Origin of the sequence: Pseudomonas fluorescens (genome assembly GCF_902497895.1) — a bacterium.
In the GTDB taxonomy this organism is placed as follows: Bacteria; Pseudomonadota; Gammaproteobacteria; order Pseudomonadales; family Pseudomonadaceae; genus Aquipseudomonas; species Aquipseudomonas fluorescens_BP.
Map to the genome: position 1 here is coordinate 1 of NZ_CABVHQ010000025.1, position 14,909 is coordinate 14,909.

Below are 14,909 nucleotides of genomic sequence, written 5' to 3' on the forward strand. Positions count from 1 at the left end.
CTGTAGAGCCCGTAGCAGCTGCCGAGCAGCACGAGGCTGCGTTCGACCGCGAAGCGGTCGTAATCTGGTGCATACCGTCAATCTGTTAAATCGCGATCACAGGATTCACTGTAGAGGCCGTAGCAGCTGCCGAGCCTTGCGAGGCTGCGTTCGACCGCGAAGCGGTCGTCAAATCAGGCAACGGGTTCTTTCAGGCAAATCGCGTGCGCAGTATTTGCGAGGACTTCGTCCCCGAACGCAGCCTCGCGCAGCTCGGCAGCTGCTACGGGCATAGCCCGTGTTTCAGCTTTGGAGCGGAAGGCTCAGCGGTAGCAAGCGTGCGGTATTGCGCGCATCCTCCAGGGCCCGGTGCTGTTGGCCGTTGAACTGCATCCCGGCCAGTTGCAGCGCACCATTGAGCCCCAGCGGTCGTTCCAGCCGGCGGGCCTTGGCAAAGCGCTGTTTGAGGTTGATATGGGGCACCTGACTCAGGGCACTGGTCAACTGCAGGCGCTGCCAATCCTGTTCCAGTTGCCGGCGATCGTATTCACCCCAGCTGACCCAGCCAACCAGCTGCGATTGATGCTGGCCAAGCCAGCGTTCGAACTGTGGCCAGACCTCGGTCAAGGGCTGCGCGGCGTCGATATTGGCTTGAGTGATGTGCGTCAGCTCCCGACAGAATGGCGTCAGCAGCGGTCGACGCAACGGTCGCACGAACCGCTGAAAGCTGTCCAGCTCCCGGCCGTCGCGGGTCACCAGGGTGGCGCCGATTTCGGTGATTTCCATCTCGGTGATCGGCCAGCCGCCGTCGTCGGTTGTAGCTTCGAGATCAATTACCAGCCAGTGAGGCATTGCAGGCTTCCTGATATCCGCGTTCTGATGAGACTTGAGCGTAGCTAGATGCTTATTCGACCTCCAGTAAAATTTGTCGGTTTTGCACCTGATCGCCCCGACTGACCCGGATACGCTTGATCACCCCGGCTGCACGTTGCGGGCATCGGCATCGGCGTCGCTGAACACCGCGACCGTGCGGTAGCCCAGGGCCTGGGCGGTGCGCTGGACGCGACAGGCGATTTCACCGCGGTTGGCGATCAGGATTTTGCTGAAGGCGGGTATGGTGGTATTTCCTTGTATCTTGCGGCGTCAATGAAGGCCCTATCGCGAGCAAGCTCGCTCCCACAGGGAATCAATGGTGTGAACACAATTGGGTGATCACTTCAGATCTCATGTGGGAGCGAGCTTGCTCGCGATGCTTTTCAGGGTGCCCAACTCGGTGGTCTTTTTTGTACGAACGCCGTGGTCCCTTCGACACCTTCCGGTCCGGTCACTGCAGCGCTGAACCAGTCCGGGGCAGGATGCCCATCAGTTTGCAGATGATGCCCAGCATGATTTCGTCGGCACCGCCGCCAATCGAGACCAGTCGCACATCGCGATAAGCCCGGGCCACCGGGTTGTCCCACATGAAGCCCATGCCGCCCCAATACTGCAGGCAGCTGTCGCTGACTTCCCGACCCAGGCGTCCGGCCTTGAGCTTGGCCATGGAGGCCAGCCGCGTGACATCCTGGCCTTTGATGTACTGCTCGGTGGCCTGATAGACCAGCGCTCGCAGGCATTCGATTTCGGTTTGCAGTTCAGCCAGGCGGAAATGGATCACCTGGTTGTCGATCAGCGCGCTGGCGAACGTCTTGCGCTCCTTGCAGTACTCGATGGTGCTGTCGACGCAATACTCCAGGCCTTTGATCATGTTCGCTGCGCCGAACAACCGTTCTTCCTGAAACTGCAGCATCTGCATCATGAACCCCGCGCCTTCATGGCCGATGCGGTAACGCTGCGGTACGCGCACATTGTCGAAAAACACCTGGGCGGTTTCCGAACTGCGCATACCGAGCTTGTCCAGGTGCGAGCCGAGACTGATGCCGGGGCTGTTCATCGGCACCATGATCAGCGACTTGTTGACGTGGGGTTTGTCGTCCGAGGTGTTGGCCAGCAGGCAGATGAAATCGGCGCTCGGCGAGTTGGTGATCCACATCTTGCTGCCATTGATCACATAGTCGTCGCCGTCCCTGCGGGCGCTGGTTTTCAGCCCGGCGACGTCGGAACCGGCGCCGACTTCGGAGACGCCGATACAGCCGACCTGTTCGCCGCTGATAGCCGGGCGCAGGAACTCTTCGCGCAACTCATCGGAGCCGAAGCGCGCCAGCGCCGGGGTGCACATGTCGGTCTGCACGCCGATGGACATCGGAATGCCGCCGCAATGAATGGTGCCAAACTCTTCGGCAGCAACAATCGAATAGCTGTAATCAAGACCCATGCCACCGAATTTCTCCGGCTTGGAAATCCCCAGCAGGCCCAGTTCGCCGGCCTTGCGGAAAATCTCATGGATCGGAAAACTCCCGGCCTTTTCCCATTCATCGACATGAGGGTTGATCTCGCGCTCGACAAAGTTGCGCACCGTGCGACGCAGTTCTTCGTGTTCCTGGGTGAAGATCATTTTTATTGTTCTCCTTCAGGCCGAGTGATCAGAAGCGGGCGATGCGGGCACCTTCCACCAGTTGCCCGGCGGCGGTAGAGGTATCGCCCCGGAACGCACTGGCGCAACCGATGCGCACGGTCTTGCTCATGACGCAGACCCTCTGGGATAGAATTGAATCGAGATTACTAAGCAAGCGCTTGGTTTGTAAATGTTGAAATATCTTCTGCCCGAGCGCTTGCTTGGTGATCCTCTCCAGCTAAAATGCCGCGCACCCTCCCGGTTTTACCGGGCGGCAGCACACTTGATTGAAGCGCATACAGGAGAGAACGCATGGACGAGCAAAAAGCCCTGCTGGTAATGCGCGACCTGGTCGACAATGGGCAACTGACCGACCCGGAAAGTGCCCGCGGCAAATTGCTGCAAATGGCCGCTCACCTGTTTCGCAACAAAGGCTACGAGCGCACCACGGTGCGTGACCTGGCTGGCGCCGTGGGCATTCAGTCCGGGAGCATTTTTCATCACTTCAAAAGCAAGGATGAAATTCTGCGTGCGGTGATGGAGGAGACCATTCTCTACAACACCGCGCTGATGCGCGCATCCCTGGCCGAGGCGAGTAGCGTGCGCGAGCGCGTGCTGGCACTGATCCGTTGTGAACTGCAATCGATCATGGGCGGCAGCGGCGAAGCCATGGCGGTTCTGGTGTACGAGTGGCGCTCGTTGTCCGAGGAAGGCCAGGCCAGGGTGCTGGCGCTGCGCGACCTCTATGAACAGATCTGGCTGCAGGTGTTGGCAGAGGCCAAGGACGCCGGTTATATCAGAGGCGATGTGTTTATCACCCGACGCTTCCTGACCGGGGCTTTGTCCTGGACCACCACCTGGTTCCGCGTTGGCGCAAGTATGAGTCTCGATCAACTGGCAGATGAAGCGTTGATTCTGGTACTGGCAGATCCACAGCGGATGTAATGCAACCGATTAATTACTCGGTACCACGTTGTTTAAGTGGGCGAAAACGCCTAGCTTGGTTGGCTTGACGGTATTTCCTGGGGTGGGTCGCTTTGATGTCTTTGCCAATGCGGACGGCTTCACGGATGTTGTGGGTTGCACTCGGTGCGCTATGGATGCTGCCGACTTCGGCAGCTCAGCTGGTAAGGATTGGTGCAGCACATTTCCCGCCCTATACCGTGCGCCCGGAAACCGGTGCCGATACGGGTCTCCTGCCGCAGTTGGTCGAGGCCTTGAATCAGTCGCAAAACGACTATCAATTTGTGCTGGTGCCCACCTCGATTCCCCGGCGTTTCGGCGATTTCAAACAAGGCCGGGTGGATATGGCAATCTTCGAGAACCCGGATTGGGGCTGGAATGATATCCCGCATACCAGCGTCGACATGGGCCTGGAAGATGCCGAGATTTTCGTCGCGCAACGCAAACCCGATCACCAGCAGAATTATTTTTCCGACTTGAAAGGCAAGCGCCTGGCGCTGTTCAGCGGTTATCACTACGCCTTTGCCAACTTCAATGCCGACCCCAAGTACCTCGCCGATAACTACAAGGCCACGCTGACCTATTCCCATGACAGCAATCTGCTCATGGTGCTGCGGGGCAGGGCGGACATTGCGCTGGTGACGCGTTCATACTTCAGCGCCTACCTGCTGCGCAATGACAAGGTGGCGGATAAGTTGCTGGTCTCCGAGCGTATCGATCAGGTGTATCACCATTACGCACTGATCCGCCCGACCGCACCAATCAGCGGTGAGGCGTTTGGCAAGCTGCTCAAGGGTCTGCGGGAAAATGGCGAGATGCAGAAGATTTTCGATCCGTACAAGATCGCCGTTATGCCGGTGGCGAAAAAACTGAAATGATGCCAGCCAGCTGCTGATTGTATTGCCACCCCTAAATTTTCTTCCCGGGCGCACGTCACATCGTTGAACTGTCGACGATTACCGTGAGCCCGACCCATGTCCAATCTGAATGACCTGACTTCCCTGCTCCTGCCCCTGGGGCGCGGCCTCAGTGCCGATCAAAGCGACAGTCGACTGAGCCTGATACTCGAAGGACAGCCGCTGATCCAGTTGAGTCTGGAGCGCGATCCCGATCTGCAGCTACGTGTCCAGGAAAGCTCCAGCCGCCCCCTCGGGCAGGCGCTGTGGGCCGCCTGTTATTGGCTGTTTGCCCGAGACCCCGAATGCCAGCGCCTGACCTGGCACCTTGATGAACTGCCCCATGAGGCACTGCGCAGTGGTCTGCTGATTGCGACGCCAGGCACAGGCCAGTACCTGTGCGAGCGCGCCCTGTTCTGGCAACTGCCGCAACCCTGGTTGGGCGAGTCAGCCTCAGGCAGTTACCCGTAACAGATGATGATCAGTGCCGGCCAGCGCCATCCACGTCGCGCCCTGAAACCCCGAGGTGAGGTCTATCGACGTTTCGATGGGCGCCTGGGCGCCTGGGTCTCTCTGCGTACCGTGGAAATCGACAAGGATCTGGCTCGCTTCAATCGTTGGCAGAACAGCCCGCGGGTGATGAATTTCTGGGACGAAGGCGGCAGCCTCGAGCAGCACCACGAATACCTGAGCACGCTTGAGGCCGATCCACACACCCTGACCCTGATCGGCTGTTTCGACGACCAGCCGTTTGCCTACTTTGAAGCCTATTGGGCCAAGGAGGATCGCATCGCGCCGTTCTATGACGCCGGCGATTATGACCGCGGCATCCATATGCTGGTCGGAGAGGAAAACCATCGCGGCCCGCACAAGGTCGCCAGCTGGTTATCGGCGCTGGTGCACTACCTGTTTCTCGATGATCCGCGCACCCAGAAGGTAGTGTCCGAGCCGCGTGCCGACAATGCACGGATGATCAGACATATGCAGAATCAATGTTTCCATTGCGAGAAGGAGTTCGACTTCCCGCACAAGCGCGCGGCCTTGATGATCCTGGGGCGGGAGCGTTTTTTTGATCGCTGTGCGTTGGCGTGAGGCAGAGAGAACGACACCCATCTGCTGTGCCACTGTGCCACTGTGCCACTGAGCCACTGAGCCACTGAGCCACTGAGCCACTGAGCCACTGAGCCTCTGTGGCGAGGGGGCTTGCCCCCGCTGGGGTGCGAAGCAGCCCTGAAATCGGTAGGTGCGGTTTATCTGGAGAATCGCGGTGACTGGTTTTGGGGCCGCTCCGCGACCCAGCGGGGGCAAGCCCCCTCGCCACAACGGGTTACCAGGCAATAGATTGTGGAAGCCTTCCCTTCACAGGTATCAACGCCGGGCAAAGGTATCGCCGCGGTTGCCCGAGACCTTGCGGCAATGCACCAGGGCGTCGCGAATCATGAAGTTCACCAGAGTCGGCGAGACGCCCAGTTCCTTGGCGATGTCCTTTTGCGGCACGCCGTGCAGACGATACATCTCAAAGGCATAGCGGGTGCGGCTGGGAAGTTCGGTCAAGGCGTCGGCAATGTTTTCCAGGGTGGAAAAATTGATGTGCGAAGTTTCCGGCGACGCGCCATGAATGACCACATTCAAGCCTTCCTCTTCGGTACCCGAGTACTTCAGCTCCAGGGCCTAGTCGACGGCTTCCACGGCGACATGGCGGACCTGCCGTTGTTGGGTGTCGAGGAGCAGGACTTGCTGATCCATGGTTGTAACCAGAGCGACCACGATTATCCGCTGGAGCAGAGTTACGTCGAACTGTTCGAAGCCCGGGTCGCTCGACATCCGCAGCGGATCGCCGCCAGCTGTCTCGATCAGCACTCCAGCTATGCCGAACTGAACCAGCGCAGCAACCATCTCGGCCACGCCCTGGTCGCGGCCGGTGTCGGTCTGGATCAGCCGGTGGCGTTGCTGGCCGAGCGCAACCTGGATTTGCTGGGCATGATCATCGGCAGCTTCAAGGCCGGTGCCGGTTACCTGCCGCTGGACCCGGGGCTGCCGAGCCAACGCCTGAGCCGGATCATCGAGCTGAGCCGCACGCCGGTGCTGGTGTGCAGCGAGGCTTGCCGCGAACAGGCGCTGGCCTTGCTCGAGGAATTCACCTGTTCCAACCGGCCCCGTCTGCTGGTGTGGGAGGAGATTCAGCAGGGTGCCTGTTCCCTGGAAAATCCAGGCCTCTACAGCGGCCCGGATAACCTTGCCTACGTGATCTACACCTCCGGTTCCACCGGCCTGCCGAAGGGCGTGATGGTCGAGCAGCGCGGCATGCTCAATAACCAGTTGAGCAAAGTGCCGTACCTGCAACTGAACGAGGCGGATGTGATTGCCCAGACCGCTTCGCAGAGCTTCGATATCTCGGTCTGGCAATTCCTCGCTGCACCCCTGTTCGGCGCGCGGGTGGACATTGTGCCGAACAGCATCGCCCATGATCCGCAAGGCTTGCTCGGGCATGTGCAGGCCCAGGGCATCACGGTGCTGGAGTGCGTGCCGTCGCTGATTCAGGGCATGCTTGCCCAGGAGCGCATGAGCCTCGACGGTCTGCGCTGGATGCTGCCGACCGGAGAAGCGATGCCGCCGGAACTGGCGCACCAGTGGTTGCTGCGGTACCCGGACATCGGCCTGGTCAACGCCTACGGCCCGGCCGAGTGCTCGGACGACGTGGCGTTCTTCCGCGTCGACCTGGCGTCGACCCGCGGCAGTTACCTGCCGATCGGGACGCCGACCGACAACAACCGCTTGTACCTGCTCGACGGCGCCCTGGAGTTGGTGCCGCTGGGCGCCGTGGGCGAGCTGTGTGTGGCCGGTACCGGTGTGGGGCGCGGTTATGTCAGCGACCCGTTGCGCACCGCTCAGGTATTTGTGCCCAACCCGTTCGGCGCTGCCGGTGAGCGGCTGTATCGCACCGGTGACCTGGCACGGCGGCGCAGTGACGGTGTGCTGGAGTACGTCGGGCGCATCGATCATCAAGTGAAGATTCGCGGTTACCGCATCGAACTGGGGGAAATTGAAGCGCGTCTGCATGAGCAACCGGAAGTCCGCGAAGCGGCGGTCAGCGTGCAGGATGGGGTCAACGGCAAGCACTTGGTCGGTTATTTGGTGGCGACTGAATCGGCGCTGAGTACGGGCGAACGCCTGGAGCGAATCAAGCAGCGCCTGCTCGTTGAGCTGCCGGAATACATGGTGCCGCTGCATTGGTTGTGGCTGGTGCGGATGCCATTCAACGCCAACGGCAAACTCGATCGCAAAGCTCTGCCGGCGCTGGAGATCGGTCAGTTGCAGAGCCAGGATTACCAGGCACCGCGCAATGAGCTGGAGCAGACCCTGACCGATATCTGGGCCGAGGTACTCAAGGTCGAACGCGTTGGCATCCACGACAACTTCTTCGAACTCGGCGGCCACTCGCTGCTCGCCACACAAATTGCCTCGCGGGTGCAAAAAGCCCTGCAGCGCAATGTGCCGTTGCGGGCAATGTTTGAGTGCAGCACGGTGGCAGAGTTGGCCGAGTACATTGATGGGTTGGCGGCGAGCGACATCACCGAAGAGAAGGTCGATCGGTTGAACGATCTGATGGCAGAGCTGGAGGGTCTTTAAGAATCAAAAGATCGCAGGCTTCGCCGGCTCCTACAGGGGTTCGGCATACACCTGTAGGAGTTGGCGCAAATTGCGATCTTTTGATCTTTAACCGGGTCAGTCCAGTTGACTGTCGATCCCCTGCGGCTCAGTCTGCCTGAGCTTTTTGGGTGGATCCTATTCAGAAAGGAGAAAGTTGATGCCCTTCGCAACGATTGATGGACAATCCCATCACTACATTGATCAAGGCTCTGGTCCTGCGGTTCTGCTGGCCGGTAGTTACCTGTGGGACCAGGCCATGTGGGCGCCGCAGATTGCAGCACTGTCGCAACAGTATCGGGTGATCGCCCTGGACCTCTGGGGTCACGGTGAATCCGGACCACTGCCTGAGGGCACGGTTTCGCTGGATGACATTGCGCGACAGGCACTGGCATTGCTCGATCATCTGGACATTGATCGAGTCATCCTGGTCGGCCTTTCGGTCGGTGGCATGTGGGGTGCTCGACTGGCGCTTTCGGCTCCGCAGCGGATCAATGGCCTGGTGCTGATGGACACCTATGTCGGTGTCGAGCCCGAACAGACCCGTCAATACTATTTTTTGCTGTTCAAGCAGATCGAAGAGAGCGGTGTGATTGCGCCGCAGTTGCTCGATATCGTGGTGCCGATCTTCTTCCGTCCAGGGATCGATCCGCAGTCGGCGCTGTATCAGCAGTTCCGCGCATCACTGGCGGCACTGTCAGCTGAACGTCTGCGCGAAAGCATTGTGCCGATGGGGCGCATTACCTTTAGTCGTGATGATCTGTTGCCGCGCCTGGCTCTGTTGAACCCTGAAACCACGCTGCTGCTGTGCGGTGATCAGGACCAACCGAGGCCACCGGCCGAAACCAGGGAGATGGCCGGGTTGATCGGTTGCCCGTACCTGTTGGTGCCGCAGGCGGGGCATATCTCGAACCTGGAGAATCCGTCGTTCGTCACAGAAGCGCTGCTGTCATTCCTGGCCAACAGGAAATCCGCGTAGCGCTTGATGAAAAAGATCTTGAGACTGGTATGACCGAGGCGAAGGTTGATCGGTTGAAAGATTGCGGGTGTCTGTGCGGGACTCATCGCTTGCTCGCGATAGTGCCCACACAGGCGATACCGAACTTCACTTCGGCCCGAGAATCTTCACCAGCTTGTCCGGCGACGGCGCCCCTTGCTGTTGTTGCAATTCGCCTTTGTCATCCATATAAAAAATCGCCGGGGTGGCGGCCAGTTCCAGGTCCTCCATCAGCTGCATGTTGGCGGCGAGTTTGGTCTGGATGGCTTCGGGGATAGTCGTCAGCGGTTTCAACGCGGCGCTCTGGCCGGATTTTTCGTGGTCGGCCAAGGCTTTCTGTGGGTCCTTGCTGGCCAGCAGTGCGGCGGATTTGCCCGGGCTATCTTCGCGGATGATGCCGACCATGATGTGCCGCAGCTGGACCTTGCCGGCTTTCACCCACGGCCGGGCCTGTTGCCAGAACATGTTGCAGTACTGGCAGTTCGGATCGCTGAACAGGTAGACGATGCGTGGTGCATCCTTGCTGCCGTCGGCGATCCAGTTACTGGCGTCCATCTTGGTCCAGATCTCTTTGGCCATCGGCGCGTAGACCAGCTTTTGCAGCGGCTCCTGGGTCAGGTCCTTGCCCTCGGCATCGTACAGATTGCCGAGCAGCACATGCTTGCCATCCGGGGTCAGGTATAACGCCATGCCGCGGTTCTGGTACTGCGCCGCATAGCCGCGCAGACCGTTGGGGGCGTCGAAGCTGCCGACGATTTTGGCGCCCTTGGCTTCGATCTTCTTGATTGCTTCGGGCAATTCTTCAGCCTGCACCGACGGCAGGTGCAACAGGGCTGCGCCCAGGGTCAGGGTCAGCAGGTGGCGGAGGCGGGGCATGGCAGTTTCCTTGAAGAAGTGGCCGGTGCGGCAGGATTCGGGGTGGCGAAATTTTCCAGGGCGCGGGCCAGGCTGGCTTCCGACAGCTCTCCCAGATGGCTGCCCAGCAGGCGACCCTCGTTGCTATAGAAAAGCGTAGTCGGCAACGCCATGGAGCCGACGGCCTGACCCAATCGACCGCTGCCATCGAACAGCACGTTCGACAGGCTCAGGCCCTGGGTCTCGAGGAAGGTGCTGACGCTCTGCATGCTTTCGGCCTGGTTGACGAACAGGAAGGTCAGGTCCGGGCGTTGCTGCTGGGCCTCCTCCAGTACGGGCATCTCCCGCCTGCAAGGTGGGCACCAGGTGGCCCAGAGGTTGATCACCAGTGGCCCGCCCTGATAGTCGCTCAGTTGCACGGTTTCTCCTTTGGCATTGCGCAGGGCGATCTCGGGCAGACGGGTGCCTTGGTCGTAGATCGTCAGGGAAAAACTCGCCAGCAGCCAGAACAGCAGGCCGCTGCCAACACCGGCCCCCAGGGGACGGCGAAGTGCTGGCCGGCGCCAGCACCAGAGCACTGCACCGAGCAGCAGGACGATGACGCCCGGCCAGGCCAGGAAACCACCGTCGCGCAGATCGATGATCTGCCACAGGTCATCGTGATAGTGGGTCCAGTAGGCGAGGACGAACCCCACACGAGCGGCCAGCATCCCCAGCAGAAACAGGCTGAACAGGACCGATTCCGGGTTCTCGCCGCCGTGCCTGGCCATCCTCCAACCGACCAGCGTGGCCAGTGCCAGGGCACCGATCAGCAGCAGATGGTTGAGCGCGATGGCAAAGGTGCCGATGGTAAAAGTCAGCATCAACGGGCGTCCCGAGTGATAGTCCAGCGTTGCAGAAAGCCTGCGGCATCGACCTCGCCAGTGATGCGTTGGCTGCGGCGTTCTTCGCCATCCGGGCCGATCCACAGCAGGCTCGGTGGTCCGGGTACTTTATAGCGGCTCAGCAGTTCGCGGCTGGCGGCGTTGTCGGCGGTGACATCGAGGCGCAGCAGATGTACGTCTGTCAGGGCTTCCAATACCTGAGCCTTGGCGAACACCTGTTTTTCCATGATTTTGCACGACACGCACCAGTCTGCGTAGTAGTCGAGCAGCACCCATTTTCCCTGGGCCCTGGCACTGTCCAATTCGCGTTGCAATGCCACAGGGTCTTTGACGGTGGTGAAGGCCTCGTGTGCCGTGGGGTCTGCGCCGCCGCCTGCACGCGTTGCGGTATAGACCTGCAACGGCTTCCACAGATCATCGCTACCGCCAGCGGCACCAACCAGCAACAGGCTGCCCCATAGCCCGAACAGCAGCGAACTGGCGCCAAACACATGGGCGGAGCGACTGAAGCCGGCGGTTTGCTGCCAGCCGGCATAGGCCATGACCAGCAACAACGCGCCCCACAAACCGATCCACAACGATTCATCGAGCACCGGACGCAGCATCAGGATCGCGGTACCGAGGAACAGGAAGCCGAAGATGCCCTTGAGCAGGTTCATCCAGGTGCCGGGTTTGGGCAGGAAACGATTGCCGACGGTGACCAGCAGCAACAGCGGCACGCCAATGCCGATGCCCATGGCGAACAGGATCAGCCCGCCATGCAAGGCATTGCCGCTTTGGGCAATGTACAGCAAGGCACCGGCCAGCGGCGCGGTCATGCACGGGCCCACCAGCAGACCGGACAAGGCCCCGAGCGCGCCAGCGCCGATCAGGCTGCCGCCGCGCCGCGTGCGCCCGACGCCCTCCAGTCGGTCACGCACCGCAACCGGCAGTTGCAGTTCAAAGAAGCCGAACATCGGTAATGACAGCAGCACAAACACCGCGGCGAAACTGCCGAGCAGCCAGGGTTGCTGCAACAGCGCCGGCAGGTTGGCGCCGAGCATGGCGGCGAGCACCCCCATCGCGGCATACACCAGCGCCATGCTGACCACATAACTGCCGGCCAGGACAAAACCCCGTCTTGGACTGGCGCCACTGCCGACAACCAGCCCGGCCAGGATCGGCAACATCGGCAATGAGCAAGGCGTGAACGCCAGCAGCAGCCCGAGGCCGAAAAACACCAGCAGACTCCAGCCCAGGGCGCGTTGCTGCAGACCGCTGGCCAATGCCTGATCCGCTGCTTCACCCGCCGGTGTCGCCGCAGCGCCACCGCCAAGATCGACCATCAGCGATTGCGGTGGATAACACAGACCGGCATCCGCGCAGCCCTGCCAGCCGACTTTGACCTGGCCACTGGCGCCCGCAGGAATCCGTAGCTCAAGGCCCTGGCGATAAACCTGTTGTTCACCAAAGAACTCGTCGCTATGGGCTTCACCTACGGGCAATGACGGTTTGTCGGCCTCGGCCAGCCCGTCGAATTTCAGGCGTTGCTGGTACAGGTAATAGCCATCGGCAATTTGCCAGAAGAGTTGGGTTTCACCTGATTCGAGTCGTTGCGAGGTGAACACGAAGGCTTTGCCGACCGGAAGAAAATCGGCTTTGGTCTCGAACGGATTCGATCCCGCCTGAGCCAGGCCGCAGATAAGCATAAAAAGCAAAATAAAAAGTCGATGCATGGAGTAAAGCCCTGGAACAGTACAGTTGATGAGCACAATGGGTGTTGGCGATTAACCGGTGATTAACCCGTATATCGTCAGGTTGTAGGACTTTTCCTAATGTTTGCCGGGGGCAGGGCATAATGCCCGCTTAATCCTGTACCGTCTTAATCAACGCTTTTGCACAGGTCTCACCATGCATGTACTTGTCTGTGAAGATGATGAGCTGATCGCCAGCGGCATTGTCGCCGGTCTCACCGCCCAGGGGCTGACCGTGGAGCATGTCGCCACGGCCTCGGCTGCCCGCGCGATGCTCAAAGTCGCCGAGTTCGATGTCATGGTGCTCGACTTGGGTCTGCCGGACGAAGACGGCCTGAAGCTGCTGCAGCAGCTGCGTCATCAAGGGCTGGAACTGCCAGTGCTGATTCTTACCGCGCGGGACTCGGTGACCGACCGGGTCGAGGGTCTGCAGGCCGGTGCCGACGATTACCTGCTCAAACCCTTCGACCTGCGCGAACTCGCCGCCCGCCTGCACACCCTGCTGCGCCGGGTCGCCGGGCGCAGCGTCAATCTGATCGAACACGGGCGCCTGACCTACAACCCCAGCAGTCGCGAGACCCTGCTCGGCGGTCAGCTGGTGGACCTGTCGCGGCGCGAACAGTCGTTATTGCAGGCGTTGCTGCATAATCGTGGCCGGGTGCTGTCCAGCGAGCAGTTGAAAGACAGCGTCTACGGCTTCAACGATGAACTGGAAAGCAACGCCCTCAACGTGCATATCCACCACCTGCGGCGCAAACTCGGCAACGGTATCGTCGAAACCGTACGCGGCCTGGGCTATCGCCTGGGCCCGGCGGACGGCGGGGAGCAATAACCGTGATGAGTCTGCGCTTGCGCTTGAGCCTGACCCTGGGCGTGGCCTTCGCGCTGATCTGGGCCCTGGCTGCCGCCTGGATGCTCAGCGACCTGCGCAATCAGATGATGTTTTCCCTCGACCAGCGTCTGGTGGCCTCGGCACGCATGGTCGCCGGCTTGCTGGAGCAACTGCCGGCCTTGCCAAGCAACGGCGATGGCACCCATCTGAGCGCCGAACAGCTGAATATTCCTGGCGGCATGGCCTGCCAGGTCAGCTCCTTGCGCGGCGAAATTCTGGCCCGCAGCCACAGCCACCCGGATCAGAAACTGGAAGCCGAGAAGATGGGCTTCCATGATCAGATGATCGACGGGGCACGCTGGCGCAGTTTTACCCTGGCCCGCGGCGATTTGCGCATTACCACCGCGGACCGTCAGGTCGAGCGGGAGGCGTTGAACCTCTCGGTGCTGCTGGCGGCCTCGGTGCCGGTGGGGGTGGCTTTGCTGGGTTGCCTGTGTCTGCTCTGGCTGGGTATCGGTCAGGGTCTGGTGCCGCTCAATCGCATGCGCGATGCCTTGATGCGACGTAGCGCCGATTCTCTCGAACCCTTGCAGATCCAGCCGCTGCCCAGCGAACTGCAACCCTTGCTCGATACCCAGAATCAGCTGTTCCAGCGAATCGGCAAGGCCATCGAGCGCGAGCGCCGCCTGACCGGCGATGCGGCCCACGAATTGCGCAGCCCGCTGACGGCGATCAAGACTCACCTGCAAGTGGCGCGGATGACCGAGGGCGCGGCACGGGATCAATCCCTGGCCCGGGCCGAAGAGGGCGCGGACCGTTTGCATCGCACCCTGGAACAGCTCCTGCTGCTGGCTCGAGTCGAAGGCAGCCTGTCATTCGAAGACGGTGTGCAGTGCAACGCCGAACAGGTGGCGCGGCTGGCCATTCAGGATGCCGCCAGTGGCGATCGCCAGCGGATCAAACTGCACGTGCCCGACGACGTCTCTGCAGCACCGGTTGAAATGCCCTCGGTACTGTCGATCGCCGCCTTGCGCAACCTGTTGGACAACGCCTTGCGCCACACCCCGGACGATGCTGCGGTCGAGTTGCGCCTGGAAACCATCGGCAACCGGGTACGTTTCCAGGTCCGCGATCATGGCCCCGGTATTGCGGAGGATGATCTGCAGCATCTGACTCAACGCTTCTGGCGCAACGGCAAAAGCACCGGCTGTGGCCTCGGCCTGGCGATTGTCCAGGCGATTGTCCAGCGATGTGGCTGTGCCCTGCATTTCGACAGCCGGCCCGATGGCCTGCGGGTCGAACTGACCATGCCATTGCAGGCAGTCAGCTAAGAAAGAGACGCGCCGAACGCAAACCCTGTGGCGAGGGAGCTTGCTCCCGCTCGGCTGCGCAGCAGTCGTAAAGCCTGCACATGCGGTGTGTCTGGCAGAACCGGTTTGCAGGTTTTAGGGCCGCTGCGCGCCCCAGCGGGAGCAAGCTCCCTCGCCACAGGTCAGTGCTCGCCCCGGAGTGTGTTAACTGGCTGGCACTAAGGCATGCCTTCGCCGCACAAGAAATGTAACCTCAATCCATTCGCTATTACGGCTCCGGTGGCGGTAATGTCCCTGCCGTTGGACTCAATGGATTGAGGT

At 60.8% G+C, this 14,909-nt stretch carries 10 protein-coding genes and 5 pseudogenes; 7 read left to right on the top strand and 8 right to left on the bottom strand.

The window, feature by feature from the left end; genetic code table 11:
- Positions 1-282: 282 nt before the first annotated feature.
- The 4 genes and pseudogenes from F8N21_RS14340 to F8N21_RS31480 form a co-directional block, all read right to left on the bottom strand.
- Positions 283-831 (bottom strand): exonuclease domain-containing protein, encoded by a 549-nt coding sequence (locus F8N21_RS14340; protein ID WP_150642764.1) that lies wholly within the window; start codon positions 829-831, stop codon positions 283-285.
- A 129-nt stretch (positions 832-960) separates the two neighbouring features.
- Positions 961-1,095: pseudogene (locus F8N21_RS14345) on the bottom strand (biotin carboxylase N-terminal domain-containing protein); the annotation flags it as partial.
- 208 nt (positions 1,096-1,303) lie between these two features.
- On the bottom strand, positions 1,304-2,470 hold the full coding sequence (gene atuD / locus F8N21_RS14355; RefSeq protein ID WP_150642765.1) for a citronellyl-CoA dehydrogenase: 1,167 nt from the start codon (positions 2,468-2,470) through the stop codon (positions 1,304-1,306).
- Between the two features lie 46 nt (positions 2,471-2,516).
- Positions 2,517-2,600: pseudogene (locus F8N21_RS31480) on the bottom strand (hypothetical protein); the annotation flags it as partial.
- 182 nt (positions 2,601-2,782) lie between these two features.
- Between F8N21_RS31480 and F8N21_RS14360 the strand changes: the two are divergent.
- The 3 genes and pseudogenes from F8N21_RS14360 to F8N21_RS14370 all read left to right on the top strand — a co-directional run bounded on the left by F8N21_RS14360 (position 2,783) and on the right by F8N21_RS14370 (position 5,421).
- The gene (locus F8N21_RS14360; RefSeq protein WP_150642766.1) at positions 2,783-3,415 is read left to right on the top strand and encodes a TetR/AcrR family transcriptional regulator; all 633 of its coding nucleotides are present in this window, start codon (positions 2,783-2,785) and stop codon (positions 3,413-3,415) included.
- Positions 3,416-3,510: 95 nt separating this feature from the next.
- Positions 3,511-4,311 carry a substrate-binding periplasmic protein gene (locus tag F8N21_RS14365; RefSeq protein WP_150642767.1) on the top strand — a complete coding sequence of 267 codons (801 nt, stop codon included), beginning with the start codon at positions 3,511-3,513 and terminating at the stop codon, positions 4,309-4,311.
- 96 nt (positions 4,312-4,407) lie between these two features.
- A pseudogene (locus tag F8N21_RS14370) lies at positions 4,408-5,421 on the top strand (GNAT family N-acetyltransferase).
- Positions 5,422-5,697: 276 nt separating this feature from the next.
- Here F8N21_RS14370 and F8N21_RS14375 read toward each other — a convergent pair.
- Positions 5,698-6,000 (bottom strand): annotated as a pseudogene (locus F8N21_RS14375) (sigma factor-like helix-turn-helix DNA-binding protein); the annotation flags it as partial.
- Between F8N21_RS14375 and F8N21_RS14380 the strand changes: the two are divergent.
- Both F8N21_RS14380 and F8N21_RS14385 read left to right on the top strand, forming a co-directional pair.
- A pseudogene (locus tag F8N21_RS14380) lies at positions 5,992-7,959 on the top strand (amino acid adenylation domain-containing protein); the annotation flags it as partial. The pseudogenes F8N21_RS14375 and F8N21_RS14380 sit on opposite strands and share 9 nt — an antisense overlap.
- A 178-nt stretch (positions 7,960-8,137) precedes the next feature.
- A complete protein-coding gene (locus F8N21_RS14385) occupies positions 8,138-8,956 on the top strand; it encodes an alpha/beta fold hydrolase (protein ID WP_150642768.1) in 819 nt (272 codons plus the stop codon).
- A 126-nt stretch (positions 8,957-9,082) separates the two neighbouring features.
- On the opposite strand, the gene dsbG is transcribed toward F8N21_RS14385, so the two are convergent.
- The 3 genes from dsbG to dsbD are packed head-to-tail and all read right to left on the bottom strand — an operon-like array spanning position 9,083 to position 12,428.
- Positions 9,083-9,850 (bottom strand): thiol:disulfide interchange protein DsbG, encoded by a 768-nt coding sequence (gene dsbG, locus F8N21_RS14390; RefSeq protein ID WP_150642769.1) that lies wholly within the window; start codon positions 9,848-9,850, stop codon positions 9,083-9,085.
- Entirely contained in the window at positions 9,826-10,692 is an 867-nt protein-coding gene (locus F8N21_RS14395) for a TlpA disulfide reductase family protein (protein ID WP_150642770.1), read from the bottom strand. The genes dsbG and F8N21_RS14395 overlap by 25 nt, the downstream gene beginning before the upstream one ends.
- On the bottom strand, positions 10,692-12,428 hold the full coding sequence (dsbD, locus tag F8N21_RS14400) for a protein-disulfide reductase DsbD (RefSeq protein ID WP_150642771.1): 1,737 nt from the start codon (positions 12,426-12,428) through the stop codon (positions 10,692-10,694). Before dsbD ends, F8N21_RS14395 begins: the two co-directional genes overlap by 1 nt.
- A gap of 175 nt (positions 12,429-12,603) precedes the next feature.
- On the opposite strand from dsbD, the gene F8N21_RS14405 reads away from it, so the two are divergent.
- Positions 12,604-13,278 (top strand): response regulator, encoded by a 675-nt coding sequence (locus tag F8N21_RS14405; RefSeq protein ID WP_150642772.1) that lies wholly within the window; start codon positions 12,604-12,606, stop codon positions 13,276-13,278.
- 2 nt (positions 13,279-13,280) lie between these two features.
- Complete coding sequence (locus F8N21_RS14410; protein WP_191624326.1) at positions 13,281-14,609, top strand: ATP-binding protein; 1,329 nt, start codon at positions 13,281-13,283, stop codon at positions 14,607-14,609.
- The last annotated feature ends 300 nt before the right edge of the window (positions 14,610-14,909 follow it).